The organism is Nonomuraea endophytica, from assembly GCF_014203235.1.
Lineage (GTDB): Bacteria > Actinomycetota > Actinomycetes > Streptosporangiales > Streptosporangiaceae > Nonomuraea > Nonomuraea endophytica.
This window is the reverse complement of record NZ_JACHIN010000022.1, coordinates 74,918-87,643: the sequence shown is the minus strand read 5'-3', so window position 1 is coordinate 87,643 and position 12,726 is coordinate 74,918. Positions and strand designations below refer to the sequence as shown.

The following is a 12,726-nucleotide window of genomic DNA, read 5'->3' as shown; positions in this document are numbered from 1 at the left end:
ACGACGACCTGAGGAGTCTCCTTGACAGCCTTTGCGCTTGATGACCCATTTGACCGTTCCAAGTCCCGTGTGCCGGGACCGGGCGGTCTGCTACGCACGGCCGCCGACTCGATCCCGCCTTCCGGGCTCGTGCTGCTGGCCATCGTCTCCGTCCAGTTGGGCGCCGGGTTCGCCAAGGACCTGTTCCACCTCCTGCCGCCGAGCGCCATGGTCTTTTTGCGCATCGCGGCCGGGGCGCTGATCATCACCGCCGTGGCGCGGCCCCGGCTGCGCGGCATGACCAAGCGTGACTGGGCTGTTGTCGTGGGCTTCGGCGGCACGCTGGCCGTCATGAACCTGACGTTCTACGAGGCTCTGGCCCGGTTGCCCATGGGGATCGCGGTGGCGATCGAGTTCCTGGGGCCGCTGGGGGTCGCGGTGGCGGCCTCACGGCGGCGGCTGGACCTGTTGTGGGTGCTGCTGGCCGCGGGCGGGGTGGTCCTGCTCGCGCCGTGGGGGCAGTCGTCCTCGGTGAGCTGGGCCGGCATCGGCTTCGCGCTGGTGGCCGGGGCCTGCTGGGCCGGCTACATCCTGCTGTCGGCGGCTGCCGGGCAGCGCTTCTCCGGCGCCACCGGGCTGTCGCTGGCCATGGTGGTCTCGGCGGTGGTCATCGCGCCGGTCGGCGTCACGGCCGGTGGGGCCGACCTGCTGCAGCCCGAGGTGCTGCTGATCGGGCTGGGGGTCGGGCTGCTGTCGTCGGTGATCCCGTACTCGCTGGAGCTGCAGGCGCTGCGGCGGATGCCCAAGCACGTGTTCGGGATCCTGATGAGCCTGGAGCCCGCCGTGGCCGCCATGATCGGGCTCGTGGTGCTGGGCGAGATCCTGCACCTGCGCGAGTGGGCGGCGGTCATCTGCGTGGTCGCGGCCAGCCTGGGCGCCACCCGGGTGCGCAAGAAGCTCTGAATCCGGGCTGGCTTCCACCGCCACCACCAGGCACTATTACCCTGAGTCATTCTTCGGATGCGAAGGGTCGTGGGCGATGGGGTCCGAGCCGGTCAAGCTCACCAGCGACTGGATGGCCGTGCTGCGGGCCCGCGAACACGCCCAGCCCGATGCGTACCTGAACGATCCATGCGCGGCCGTCTTCGTCACCCCGGCCTCCGAGGCGGGCGTCGACACCGTGCGCGCCGACGCGCTGCCGTCCGCGGTGGTGCCGCTGCGCGGGCGGCTGGGCGACCTCACGCTGCTCTCCTCCGGGGTACGGCAGGCCGTCTGCCTCGGATCCGGCACCGACGCCCGCGCCTACCGGCTGCCCGTCGAGCCCTCGCTCGTCTACTACGAGGTGGACCTGCCCGGCCAGCTGGACGGCAAGGCGGAGCTACTGGCGGCGGCCGGGTTCGGGGCGCGCTGCGAGGTGCGGGTGGTCGAGGCCGACCTCCGGCTCGACTGGGGCCCGGCGCTGGTCGAGGCCGGGTTCTCCGTCACCGAGCCCGCCTGCTGGATCGCCGACGGGCTCTTCTACTACCTGACCCCGGCCCAGACCCACGCGGTGCTGGACTCGGTCAGCGCGCTGGCGGCGCCGGGGTCGTGGCTGACGTTCGACGTGCCGCACGAGCTGTTCCTGCAGGATCCGGTGATGCAGCCGTTCCTGCGGGAGATGGCGCTGCGGGGCGTGCCGTTCGTGGGGGCGCTGCGCGATCCGGCTACGCTGCTGGCGCGGCACGGGTGGAGCGCTTCGGCCGCCCTGCACCGGGAGATCGCCGCCGGGGCGTGCCGGTGGCTGCCTCCGCTCCCGCAGCGGTTGCGCACTCCGGCGATGGACCTTTGGCTGGTGCGGGCCCGCCACCCCTGACGGGCTGGTGCGGGCGCGCCATCCCTGACGGCGCCTGTCTGGCGAGCCTGTCTGATGGGGCCTGTCTGACGGGGCCTGTCTGATGGGGCCTGTCTGGCGGGGCTTATTCGGGGCGGTCCGCCCAGATGCCGCGGACGTGCTGGATGTGGGCGCTCATGATGCTCTTGGCCGCGGCGGCGTCGCCCGCTGCCAGGGCGCTGAGCAGGGCCAGGTGCTCGCGTCCCGAGTCGGGGAGCTTGCCGTGCTCGAAGAGCTGCTGCAGGCCGTACAGGCGGGCCCGGTTGCGCAGGTCGCGCACGACCTCCACCAGGTGCGCGTTGCCGGACAGCTTGAGCAGCTCCACGTGAAAGCGCAGGTCGGCGTCGACGTAGGCCAGCAGGTCACCGCGTTCGGCCGCGGAGACGATCTCCTCCGCGATCGGCCGCAGGCTCTCGAACTCCGCGGCCCGCGAGGCGTCCGCGAGCCGGGTCACCGTGGGCACCTCGATCAGCTGGCGGATCTCGGTGAGCTCGTCGAGGTCGCGGTCGGACAACTCGGTGACCCGGAAGCCCTTGTTGCGCACCGCCTCGACCAGGCCTTCCTTGGCCAGGTCGAGCATGGCCTCGCGGACGGGAGTCGCCGACACCCCGAACTGGGCGGCCAGGACCGGCGCCGAGTACACCACGCCCGGCCGCATCTCGCCCGTGATCAGCGCCGCCCGGAGCGCGTGCGCGACCTGCTCGCGCAGGCTCTGCCGCTCCCCCACCATCGGCAGGTCGAGCCGGTCCTCCGCAGCCATCGCGCGCATCCCTTTCCTTACGTCCACGCCTCGTATGCGGCCGCGGCCACCACGAGGTCCTGCCAGGCCATCCCTGTGCTCTTGAACAGTCTGGGTCCCGGGCCTGCGGTGATGCTGCCGTTGATCAGCTCGGCGAGGTTTCCGGCGAGGTGACCAGTCGTGATCGTACCGTGGCGGATCGGGACGATCACATCTCCGGCCTCGACCAGCGCACTCGCCCGGGACTCGACGACCACGCACGAGCGGGCGACGAGGTCGTCGTCGACCTCGCGGGCGTCGGGTTCGTGGGAGCCGACGGCGAGGATGGCGGCGCCGTCGCGGGCGAGCTTACCGGGGAAGAGCGGGTCGCGGGCGGTGGTGCAGCAGGCGATGACGTCGGCCCCGGCCACGGCGGCGTCGACGGCCGCGCGGGTGCCGGGATCGTCCCCGCTGATGGTCCGCGCGGTCAGGCCGAGTGACCGGCAGCGGGCGGCCATCGCCTCGGCTCGCCCTTCGTGCCGGGCGACGACGGTGACGTGCTCCATCGGACGTACGGCACGCAGGGCCAGCACGTGGCCCCACGCCTGCGGACCGGAGCCGAAGACCACCAGCGTGCTGGCGTCGGCGGCGGCCAGGTAGGTGGCGGCCAGCGCGGAGACGGCCGGGGTGCGCAGGCTGGTCAGCGCGATGCCGTCGACCACCGCCAGCGGGCTCAGCGTGCCGCCGTCGAACAGCAGGTAAGCGCCCTGGATGCGGGGCAGGTCACGCTCCGGCCCGTCCGGCGCGATCGTGACCGCCTTGACCCCGGCGTAGGCGCGGATGGCGGCGGGCATCAGCAACATCTGGCCGCCGGGCAGGTCCACCACCGGCCGCTGCGGGGTGTCCTCGGGGTCCAGGCCGTCGCGCAGCGCCTCCTCCAGCAGCTGTACGGCCCGCGTCACCGGAACCAGGCGGCCGAGGGCCTCGGCGTCGACATAGGGCAGCGCGTTCATGGGCCAAGCATCCAGGCCACCGGCCGGAGAAGGGAAGGGGGCCCACGGACGAGCCGCCTTCCGCCCGCGGACGGCCCGCCTTCTTTCCCTCCGAAGTGGGCCCTGCGGACGAGCCGTCCTCCTCCCCGCGACCGAGAAGGAAGGGGCCGCGCTCCCGAAGCGCCGTGACCGTGCTCCCGATCACCCTGTAGGCGTGTCAGACTCCCCGTCCTCCCCGCAGGCCCCGGTCACCTCGGTCGCCCCGGTCGCCCCGAAGCGGCGCATCGCCGCGCTCGACGCGCTGCGCGGGTTCGCCCTGTGCGGGATCATCTTCGTGAACATCCCCCAGACCATGGAGATGTTCGCCTACGCCGGGCAACTGCCCGGCCCGCTGCGCCTGCTCTTCCTGGGGCGCTTCTATCCCATCTTCTACCTGCTGTTCGGCATCGGGTTCGGCATCTTCCTGCGCTCGGCCGCCCGGCGCTCAGGACGGCCGAGGCCGCTCCTGGTGAGGCGGTTCGCGGCGCTGGCCGTGCTGGGCGCCGTGCTGCACCTGCTGCAGCCCGGCGAGGTGCTGCTGCCGTTCGCCATCACCGGCGTCCTGGTGCTTCTCCCCCTCAGCTACCTGCCGCGCCGGGCGCTGCCCGCCGTGGCCGTCGGGCTGACGGTGGCGGGCGTCCTGGCCGGGGTGGGCGGGCTGGGGTTGCTGCCCGGGTTGTTCGCGCTCGGGTACACGCTGGCCGAGCTGCGGGTGCCGGAGACGCTCGGTGAACGCCCCTGGCGGCTGGTCGCGCTGGGCGGCGGCTCGCTGGCGGTGTGCGGGCTGACGTACTGGCTCATCACGCTGCCGCTGCCCGACGTCGCGCAGATCCGGCTCGGCACGACGCTGTCGCTGGCCACCGCCGGCTGTTATGTCGCGCTCTTCCTGCTGCTTCTGCGCACCCCGGTGGGGGCGGCGCTGTCGTGGGCGCTGGCGCCGATGGGCAGGATGGCGCTGACCAACTACTTCGGGGCCGCGCTGCTGTTCGTCCCGATGGGCGCGGCGCTCGGCCTGCGAGGGTCGGAGGAGTGGGCGCTCGCGGCGGCTCTGGGCGCAGCGATCCTGCTCCTTCAGGCCGTGGTGAGTAACGTGTGGTTGCGAAGGCACGGCTACGGCCCGCTGGAGTGGGCGTGGCGGTGCGTGACGTACTGGCGGCGGCTGCCCATCGGCGGTCCCGCCGACGCCGGAGGAGTTCGCGGAGCGGCATGAAGGTGTGGAGCGAAGGGCCGGCGCGACTCGGCGTCCGCACCGCCGCCGGGCGTGACGCGCTGGCCGCCGCTCTGCTCATTCTCCTCAGTACGGCCCGCCTGCTGCCGGCCGTCCACAACGGCACGCTGAGCGCGCTGGCCCCCGGCGTCGTGGCCATCGGCTTCACCTCGGCCGCCGCTGACCTGGCCACCATCGCCTTACGCCGCATCCGTCCCGTTCTGGCGCTGGCGGCGGCCAGCGTGATCCCGCTGGCGGCCATGCTGTTGCCCGCCCGTCCCGCCCTGATCGGCGTGGGCGCCGTGGTGTGCTCCTACACCGTGGCCTGCCTCCTGCCCCAGGTGCGGGCGACGGTGGCGATCGTGGTCTGCGGGGCCGTCCACGCCTCCGGAGGGGTGTTCGCGACGCTCGCGGGCGGCGGGCACGGCGGGCTGCTCACCTTCTGGGGCGTGCTGCCCGGGGATCTGGCCGGCATGGCGGCCGCCGTCGCCGCCGCCTATCTGCTGCCTGCCACGGCCGGCTTCGCCGTACAGGCCAGGCGGGCTGGTGCGGCCAGGGCGGCGGCGAGCATCGCGCGCGACCGGGAGGAGCGCGCCAGGACCGCGGTCGCGGAGGAGCGGGCCCGGATCGCCAGGGAACTGCACGACATCGCCGCGCACGACCTGTCGGCGATCGTCGTGCAGGCGGGCGCGGCCGACCGGCTGCTCGACCGCGACCCGGCGGCCGCGCGGGCCACGTTACGGGCGATCAGGTCCCAGGGCCGTGACACGCTGGCCGCGCTGCGCGCGCTGGTGGGGCTCATGCGCGACAGCGAGCCGGGGGCCGCTGATGGCCGGGCGCCCGCGCTGACCGGCGTGGAGGAGACCGTCCGGCGGTTCCGCACGACCGGCATGGACGTCGAGGTCAGCGCCACGGGCGAGCCTCGGCCGCTGCCCGTCACCACCGGGCTGGCCGTCTCCCGCCTGGTCCGCGAGGCGCTGACCAACGCCCGCAGGCACGCGCCCGGCGCCAAAGTCAGCGTCACGACCACGTTCGGGGAGGCCGGGTTCGCGGTGGCGGTGCGCAACACCAGGCCGGACCGTGCCGCCCGCCCGACCGGGGCCGACGGCTCCGACGGGGGCTACGGCCTGCTCGGCATGCGCGAACGCGTCACCCACGCCGGCGGCGCGCTCACCGTCGGCCCCCAGCCGGACGGCGGCTGGCTGGTGAGCGCCTCCTTCCCCGCCGCCATGCCCGCTTCCTCGCCCGCCTCCTCTCCCCCGGAGCATGCATGACCTTCACGATCCTGATCGTCGACGACCAGGCCGTGGTCCGGGCCGGATTCCGTACGATCCTGGAGTCGGAGCCCGACCTCGAGATCGTCGGCGAGGCGGCCGACGGGCAGGAGGCGGTACGGCTGGCCCGCCGCCTGCGGCCCGACCTGGTCATCATGGACGTCCGCATGCCCGTGCTCGACGGGATCGCCGCGACCGAGCGCCTGGCCGGCGCGGGCGTCGCCGACCCGGTCGCCGTGCTGGTCGTGACCACGTTCGACCTCGACGAGTACGTCTTCTCGGCGTTGCGTGGCGGCGCGCGCGGCTTCCTGCTTAAGGACGTCGAACCCGACGAGCTGGTGGCGGCCGTGCGGGTGGTGGCCGCCGGTCAGGGCCTGGTCGCGCCCGGCGTCACGCGCCGCCTGGTCGCCGAGTTCGCCCGCACCTCGAAGCCGCCACGGGTCCTGGAGCCCCTGCCCGCGCTGACCGGCCGGGAGCACGACACGCTCGTCCTGCTGGCCCGGGGGCTGTCCAACGTGGAGATCGCCCAGACCCTGACCGTCAGCGTCTCGACGGTCAAGACGCACGTGGCCAACCTCCTGGCCAAGATCGGCTGCCGGGATCGCGTCCAGGCGATCATCTACGCGTACGAGCACGGCGTCGTCGAACCCGGCAACCCCTGAACCGAACGGGCCGCCCGCCATCACGGTGGACCGTGGATGAGGCAGGCCGGGCGACCGGACAGGTGGGCGACCGGGAGCGCGGGGGCTCACGACGCCACCGGGCGGGTGGCCGGGTGGTTGGGTGGGCCGGGAGCGGGGTGGGTGGGGGTCAGCGGAGGACGAAGCCGGTGCCGAGGGGGTCGGCGGGGTCGAGGTCGAAGGTGTGGCGGCCGGTGCGGTAGGCCATGCCGTCGATCTCCGGCACGATCCCCTCGGCCGTCCGCCCGGCCACCCGGGCGGTGAAGCGGGTGCCGATCACGCTGTCGTGGGTCAGCGTGACGCCGTCGCCGTGGTCGGTGGCCAGCAGGGCCACGCGGGCGGCGGTGCCCGAGCCGCAGGGCGAGCGGTCCACCTCGCCGTCGGCGAAGACGGTGACGTTGCGCTGGTGCAGGGCGTTCCCGTCGGCGGACAGCTCGTCGTGGAAGATGACGCCGTAGATCCCGGACAGCCGCTCGTCGCCGGGGTGGCGGGCGGCGGGGTGGTCCTTCAGCGCGGCCTTGATCCGGCGGCCGTGGGCGATGAGGGCGGGCAGGTGCTCCCGCTCCACGGACAGTCCCACGGCTGCGGCGGGCAGGCTGGCGTAGATGGCGCCGCCGTAGGAGACGTCGAGGCTGACCCCGGCGACCTCGACGCCGCGGGCGATCACCCACGACGGCACACTGCGGAAGGTGACCCCGGTGACCCGGCCCCCGGCGCGGGCCACGCGGGCCGTCACCCGCCCCGACGGGACGTCGATGACCACGTCGGTGACACCGTCCGGGTCTGCGGCGACCAGCCCTTCCTGCACAGCGTGTACGGCCAGCGCGATCGTGCCATGACGACAAGCGGTGGAGTAGCCGTCCTTGTGCCAGAACAACACCCCCAGATGAGCCCCCGGGTCGTCAGGCGGCACCAGGAAACATCCATACATGTCGGCATGCCCTCGCGGCTCATGGCACAACAGCCGCCGCACATGATCGACCCCGTCGGTGGCCGAGCGCCGTTCGAGCACGGTGGCGCCGGGAATGTCCGGCACCCCACCGGTCACGATCCGGAACGGCTCGCCACCGGTGTGGTAGTCGACCGTCGTGATCACAGCTCGAACCCTTCGGGGAACGGGTCGCGGGGATCGAGGAAATACTGGGCGGTCCCGGTGATCCAGGCCCGCCCGGTGATGGACGGCACGACCGCGGGCCGCCCGCCCACGGTGGTCTCCTCCAGCAGCCGCCCGATGAAGCGGGTGCCGATGAACGACTCGTTGACGAAGTCGGCGCCGATCTCCAGCTCGCCCCGGGCGTGCAGCTGGGCCATCCGGGCGCTGGTGCCGGTGCCGCAGGGCGAGCGGTCGAACCAGCCCGGGAAGATCGCCATCGCGTGCCGGGAGTGCTGGGCGGTGGAGCCGGGGGCGGCGAAGTAGACGTGGTGGCAGCCCCGGATGCGCGGGTCCTCGGGATGGACCGGCTCGTCGGTGGTGTTGATCGCGTCCATGGTGGCCAGCCCGGCGGCGATGATCTCGTTCTTGGCCGCGCGGTCGAACGGCAGCTTGTAGGAGTCGAGGCCGACGACGGCGTAGAAGTTGCCGCCGTAGGCCAGGTCATAGCGGATCCGTCCGAACCCGGGCACCTCGACCTCGGCGTCCAGCCGGTCACTGAAGGAGGCGACGTTGCGGAGCGTGACCGACTCGGCGACGCCGTCCCGGACGGCGACGTCCACGGTGACCAGCCCGGCGGGAACCTCCAGCCGGATCGTGGTCACCGGCTCGCTGACCTCGACCATCCCGGTCTCGACCAGCACGGTCGCCACCCCGATCGTGCCGTGCCCGCACATCGGCAGCAGCCCGGACACCTCGATGAACAGCACGCCCCAGTCGGCGTCAGGCCGGGTGGGCGGCTGCAGGATCGCCCCGCTCATGGCGGAGTGGCCGCGGGGCTCGCGCATGAGCAGGTTGCGCAGGTGGTCGAGGTGGTCACGGAAGTACACCCGGCGCTCGGCCATGGTGGCGCCGGGGACCACCCCGACGCCGCCGGTGATCACCCTTGTGGGCATGCCCTCGGTGTGCGAGTCGACCGCGTGGAAGACCCGGTTGGTTCTCATATCGCTCCTCTGGGGGTGCCTGGGCCACTTGGCCGGTGCCGCGGACCTCGTCACGGCGGGAAGGGGCACGGCCGCCGGCCGTCCCCCTGGAGTGCCGCCCGCCCCGTGACCGGGGTGGGGGTACACGGCTTGCCGTAAAGGAAAGCCTCGCTCTGAGAGAAAGCCAAACGAAGGCCTCGCTCTGAGAGAAAGTTATGCGATGCCCTCGGCGAGGGCCTTTTCGGTGGCGGCGCGGACGGCGGCGGACTGCTCGTCCGTCAGCGGTACGCGCGGCTGGCGGCAGGGACCGCCGCGGCGGCCGACCACGTCCATGGACAGCTTGATGGCCTGGACGAACTCGATCTTGGAGTCCCAGCGCAGCAGCGGGTGCAGCGTGCGGTACAGGGGCAGCGCGGTGTCCAGGTCGCGGGCGAGCGCGGCGCGGTACAGGGCGACGTTGGCGGCGGGCAGCGCGTTGGGGAAGCCCGCGATCCAGCCCACGGCACCGGCGATGCCCAGCTCCAGCAGCACGTCGTCGGAGCCGACCAGCAGGTCGAGCCCGGGGGCGAGCTCGGCCAGCTCGTAGGCGCGGCGCACGTCGCCGGTGAACTCCTTGACCGCCACGATCAGCCCCTCGGCGTGCAGCTTGGCCAGCAGCGCCGGGGTGAGGTCGACCTTGGTGTCGTAGGGGTTGTTGTAGGCCACGACGGGCACGCCCGCCTCGGCCACCTGGCGGTAGTGCTCCAGCACGGCGCGCTCGTCGGCGCGGTAGGTGTTGGGCGGCAGCGCGAGCACCGAGCCGCAGCCGATCTCGCGGGCGTGCTCGGCCCACCGGCGCGACTCGGCCGCGCCGTAGGCGCCGACCCCGGCCATGACGCGCTCGCCGCCGATCGCGGCGACGGCGGTCTCGGCGACCTTGGCGCGCTCTTCGGGCGTGAGCGTCTGGTACTCGCCCAGCGATCCGTTGGGCACGACGCCGTCGCAGCCGTTCTCGACCAGCCAGCGGCAGTGCGCGGCGTAGCCCTCGTTGTCCACGGACAGCTCGTCGTGCAGGGGAAGCGCGGTGGCCACCATGACGCCGTGCCAGGGTTTGGTGCGTGTTGTCATCAATGTTCCTTCTGTGGGGGCTCCGCTAGGGCTCCTAGGGAGATCGGCTGGGCGATGGGGCGGCGTGGGGGCTGCTGGGGTTCCCCGGCCAGGCAGGCGAGCGCGTAGCCGCACATGCGGCCCTGGCACCAGCCCATGCCGGGCCTGGCCAGCAGCTTGATCGAACGGGCGTCGGTGGCGCCGAGCTCCTGCGCCTCGCGGACGCGGGCCAGCGGCACCTCCTCGCACCGGCAGATGAGCGTGTCCGGGGTGAGCCACGACTGCCAGCCCGGCCTGACCGGGTAGGCGCCCTGCAGCGCCGCGGCGAAGGCCCGCAGCCGGGCGCGCCTGCGCAGCAGCAGGCCGGGCACCTCGCCGGCGCCTGCCAGCGCGAGGCCGGCGATGCGGCCCTCGGTCTCCGACAGCTCCCAGCCGCCGACGCCGGTGGGCTCACCGGCCGCCCACACCCCGGGCACGCTGGTGCGCTGGCGCGCGTCCACGTCCACGACGGGGGTGCCGTCGGCATCCTGGCGGGTCAGGCAGCCGAGCTGGACGGCCAGCTCGATCTGCGGCACGAACCCGTAGCCGACGGCCAGCGCGTCGCACTCCAGCTCCTCGGTGCCCAGAACGTTCCAGTCGCGATCCAGCCTGGCCACCGTGACCGCGCGCAGCTCGTGCTCGCCGTGCGCGGCGATCACCGCATGGTTCCTCCGGTACGGCACGCGCCGCGCGGCCAGCGCCCACGCGTACCCGGCGGCCTCGCCCGCCTTGCCGAGGGCCATGACCGGATGCCGGGCCAGCCCCAGCCCGCCCGAGGCCTCGAACACCCCGGCCACCTCAGCCCCCGCCCTGGCCAGCCCGGCGGCCACCGGCAGCAGGAACGGCCCGGTCCCGGCCACGGCGATCCGCCGCCCGGCCGGCACGCGCTCGCCCTTGAGCAGCGCCTGCGCGCCGCCGGCGGTGAGCACGCCGGGCAGGTCCCAGCCGGGGAAGGGCAGCGGCCGATCGTGGGCGCCGGTGGCGATGAGCACCCGCCGCGCCCGTACTTCAGCACGAGCGGTGCCATGGGCGTGCACCGTGAACGCGTCGTCCTCGCGGCTGACGGCCCAGACCTGGTGCTTGAGCAGGACCTCGGCCCGCTGACGCAGGGCGTGGGACTGGCGGGCGAAGCGGGGTTCGGGTTCGGCACCGTGGGCGTGGCGGAAGTACTGGCCGCCCAGGCGCGGGCCGCCGTCCAGCAGCACGACGCGCAGCCCGGCCAGCGCGGCGGTCAGCGCGCCCGCGACCCCGGCGGGGCCGCCGCCGATGACGGCGAGGTCGTGGATCATGAGGTGCTCACCTCGTCACCGGGACGGGCCTCCAACTGGCAGGCGCGCTCGGCCGGACGGCCGTTGACCTCCACGAGGCAGTCGAAACAGACCCCGATGCCGCAGAACAGACCACGCGGCCGCCCGCCGAACCGGGTGCTGCGCCATGAGCGCACCCCGGCGGCGTGCAGCGCCGCGCCGATCGTCTGCCCCGGCTCGGCGGGCACGGCGCGGCCGTCGACGGAGATGTCGAACCGCTCCATCAGCCGTTCTCCTCTCGGGTGAAGCGGTCGGGGCGGAACGGGTGCAGGTCCAGGCCGGGCCGCTGCCCGGCCAAAAGCTGGGCCAGCAGGTAGCCGGTGGCGGGGGCCAGGCCGATGCCCGCCCCCTCGTGGCCGCAGGCGTGGTAGAGGCCGGGCGCCCTGGGGTCCTCGCCGATGACGGGCAGATGGTCAGGACAGTACGGACGGAAGCCGCAGTAGGCGCGGATCGCCCGCACCTCGCGCAGCGCGGGAAACAGCTCGACCGCCTGCGCGGCCAGCCTGGACAGCACGGGCACCGAGGTGGTCCGGTCGAAGCCGACCCGTTCCCTGCTGGCCCCGATGAGGACGGGCCCGGCGGGGGTGCCCTCGACCACGGCGGAGGTCTCCAGCCCTTCCGCGTCACTGGCCACGTTGGTGACGTACGCGGCGGTGTAGACCTTGTGCCGGATCAGCGGTTCGCGCAGCGGTTCCGTCACCAGGATGAAGCCGCGCCGAGGCAGCACCGGCAGGTGGACTCCGGCCAGCGCGGCGACCTCGCCGCCCCAGGTGCCCGCGGCGTTGACGACGGCGCCGCCGAGGATGTCGCCGTGGGAGGTGCGCACGCCGTTCACCCTCTCTCCGCTGCGCAGGAACCCGGTGACGGTGACGCCGGTGCGCAGGTGGAGGGTGCCGTGGCCGTAGGAGTCGGCGCCGAGCTTGATCAGGCGGGCGGCGGCGAGCATGGGCTGGACCTGCGCGTCCTGGGGGTAGTGGACGCCGCCGGCCAGCCCCGGCGCCAGGTGCGGCTCGTAGCCGCCCAGCGCCTCGCCGGGTACCGCCGTGTGCTCCACGCCCTGCTTGGCGGCCAGTTCGGTGAGCTGCCGCAGGACGCCGGCGGTCTCGGCGACGACGAGCCCGCCCTTGGCCTCGAACTCGAACCCGCCGTGCTCGGCCAGTTCGCGCCAGAGGCGGTTGGACAGAAGGGCGAGGTCGAGTTCGGGGCCCGGCTCCTTGTCGGAGACGAGCACGTTGCCCTCGCCGGATCCCGTGGTGCCGCTCGCCACGGGGCCGCGGTCGACGACGGTCACGTCCAGCCCCGCGCGCGCCGCGTAGTAGGCGCAGGCGGCGCCGACCACTCCGGCGCCGATGACGATGACGTCCGACATCGGCCTCCCTTCAGTAATATGTCACACTACACTGAACTTCGCTCGGTCGGCCAGAGGCCATCGCGGTGGAAGGACCGGCACATACGGCCCCTA

Annotated in this window: 13 protein-coding genes; 5 read left to right on the top strand and 8 right to left on the bottom strand. The window is 73.5% G+C overall.

The window, feature by feature from the left end; all coding sequences use genetic code 11:
- Window positions 1-21: 21 nt before the first annotated feature.
- Both HNR40_RS48540 and HNR40_RS48535 read left to right on the top strand, forming a co-directional pair.
- Window positions 22-942, top strand: a complete 921-nt coding sequence (locus tag HNR40_RS48540) for an EamA family transporter (protein ID WP_184974160.1) — start codon at window positions 22-24, stop codon at window positions 940-942.
- A gap of 76 nt (window positions 943-1,018) precedes the next feature.
- Window positions 1,019-1,831, top strand: a complete 813-nt coding sequence (locus HNR40_RS48535; RefSeq protein ID WP_184974157.1) for a class I SAM-dependent methyltransferase — start codon at window positions 1,019-1,021, stop codon at window positions 1,829-1,831.
- A 103-nt stretch (window positions 1,832-1,934) separates the two neighbouring features.
- On the opposite strand, the gene HNR40_RS48530 is transcribed toward HNR40_RS48535, so the two are convergent.
- Window positions 1,935-2,618 (bottom strand): GntR family transcriptional regulator, encoded by a 684-nt coding sequence (locus HNR40_RS48530; RefSeq protein ID WP_246510738.1) that lies wholly within the window; start codon window positions 2,616-2,618, stop codon window positions 1,935-1,937.
- An 8-nt stretch (window positions 2,619-2,626) separates the two neighbouring features.
- Entirely contained in the window at window positions 2,627-3,580 is a 954-nt protein-coding gene (locus HNR40_RS48525) for an ornithine cyclodeaminase family protein (RefSeq protein WP_184974155.1), read from the bottom strand.
- Between the two features lie 193 nt (window positions 3,581-3,773).
- Between HNR40_RS48525 and HNR40_RS48520 the strand changes: the two genes are divergently transcribed.
- The 3 genes from HNR40_RS48520 to HNR40_RS48510 are packed head-to-tail and all read left to right on the top strand — an operon-like array spanning window position 3,774 to window position 6,741.
- Window positions 3,774-4,808, top strand: coding sequence for a DUF418 domain-containing protein (locus HNR40_RS48520; protein WP_312896812.1), 1,035 nt, complete (start codon window positions 3,774-3,776; stop codon window positions 4,806-4,808).
- Entirely contained in the window at window positions 4,805-6,079 is a 1,275-nt protein-coding gene (locus tag HNR40_RS48515) for a sensor histidine kinase (protein WP_184974151.1), read from the top strand. Before HNR40_RS48520 ends, HNR40_RS48515 begins: the two co-directional genes overlap by 4 nt.
- A complete protein-coding gene (locus HNR40_RS48510) occupies window positions 6,076-6,741 on the top strand; it encodes a response regulator (protein ID WP_184974149.1) in 666 nt (221 codons plus the stop codon). Before HNR40_RS48515 ends, HNR40_RS48510 begins: the two co-directional genes overlap by 4 nt.
- Window positions 6,742-6,889: 148 nt before the next feature.
- On the opposite strand, the gene HNR40_RS48505 is transcribed toward HNR40_RS48510, so the two are convergent.
- The 6 genes from HNR40_RS48505 to HNR40_RS48480 form a co-directional block, all read right to left on the bottom strand.
- Window positions 6,890-7,855, bottom strand: a complete 966-nt coding sequence (locus HNR40_RS48505; RefSeq protein WP_184974147.1) for a proline racemase family protein — start codon at window positions 7,853-7,855, stop codon at window positions 6,890-6,892.
- Window positions 7,852-8,853 (bottom strand): proline racemase family protein, encoded by a 1,002-nt coding sequence (locus HNR40_RS48500; protein WP_184974145.1) that lies wholly within the window; start codon window positions 8,851-8,853, stop codon window positions 7,852-7,854. Before HNR40_RS48500 ends, HNR40_RS48505 begins: the two co-directional genes overlap by 4 nt.
- 192 nt (window positions 8,854-9,045) lie before the next feature.
- Entirely contained in the window at window positions 9,046-9,939 is an 894-nt protein-coding gene (locus HNR40_RS48495) for a dihydrodipicolinate synthase family protein (RefSeq protein WP_184974143.1), read from the bottom strand.
- Window positions 9,939-11,246 (bottom strand): FAD/NAD(P)-dependent oxidoreductase, encoded by a 1,308-nt coding sequence (locus HNR40_RS48490; protein WP_184974142.1) that lies wholly within the window; start codon window positions 11,244-11,246, stop codon window positions 9,939-9,941. Before HNR40_RS48490 ends, HNR40_RS48495 begins: the two co-directional genes overlap by 1 nt.
- The gene (locus HNR40_RS48485; protein ID WP_184974140.1) at window positions 11,243-11,488 is read right to left on the bottom strand and encodes a (2Fe-2S)-binding protein; all 246 of its coding nucleotides are present in this window, start codon (window positions 11,486-11,488) and stop codon (window positions 11,243-11,245) included. The genes HNR40_RS48490 and HNR40_RS48485 overlap by 4 nt, the downstream gene beginning before the upstream one ends.
- Window positions 11,488-12,633: an NAD(P)/FAD-dependent oxidoreductase gene (locus HNR40_RS48480; protein WP_184974138.1), complete on the bottom strand. Its 1,146-nt coding sequence runs from the start codon at window positions 12,631-12,633 to the stop codon at window positions 11,488-11,490. Before HNR40_RS48480 ends, HNR40_RS48485 begins: the two co-directional genes overlap by 1 nt.
- Between the last annotated feature and the right edge of the window lie 93 nt (window positions 12,634-12,726).

Coding starts and splice junctions, on each gene's coding strand:
- HNR40_RS48490 (WP_184974142.1), bottom strand. CDS start 11,246: ATGATCCACGACCTCGCCGTCATCGGCGGCGGCCCCGCCGGGGTCGCG.
- HNR40_RS48480 (WP_184974138.1), bottom strand. CDS start 12,633: ATGTCGGACGTCATCGTCATCGGCGCCGGAGTGGTCGGCGCCGCCTGC.
- HNR40_RS48525 (WP_184974155.1), bottom strand. CDS start 3,580: ATGAACGCGCTGCCCTATGTCGACGCCGAGGCCCTCGGCCGCCTGGTT.
- HNR40_RS48535 (WP_184974157.1), top strand. CDS start 1,019: ATGGGGTCCGAGCCGGTCAAGCTCACCAGCGACTGGATGGCCGTGCTG.
- HNR40_RS48515 (WP_184974151.1), top strand. CDS start 4,805: ATGAAGGTGTGGAGCGAAGGGCCGGCGCGACTCGGCGTCCGCACCGCC.
- HNR40_RS48485 (WP_184974140.1), bottom strand. CDS start 11,488: ATGGAGCGGTTCGACATCTCCGTCGACGGCCGCGCCGTGCCCGCCGAG.
- HNR40_RS48510 (WP_184974149.1), top strand. CDS start 6,076: ATGACCTTCACGATCCTGATCGTCGACGACCAGGCCGTGGTCCGGGCC.
- HNR40_RS48530 (WP_246510738.1), bottom strand. CDS start 2,618: ATGCGCGCGATGGCTGCGGAGGACCGGCTCGACCTGCCGATGGTGGGG.
- HNR40_RS48495 (WP_184974143.1), bottom strand. CDS start 9,939: ATGACAACACGCACCAAACCCTGGCACGGCGTCATGGTGGCCACCGCG.
- HNR40_RS48500 (WP_184974145.1), bottom strand. CDS start 8,853: ATGAGAACCAACCGGGTCTTCCACGCGGTCGACTCGCACACCGAGGGC.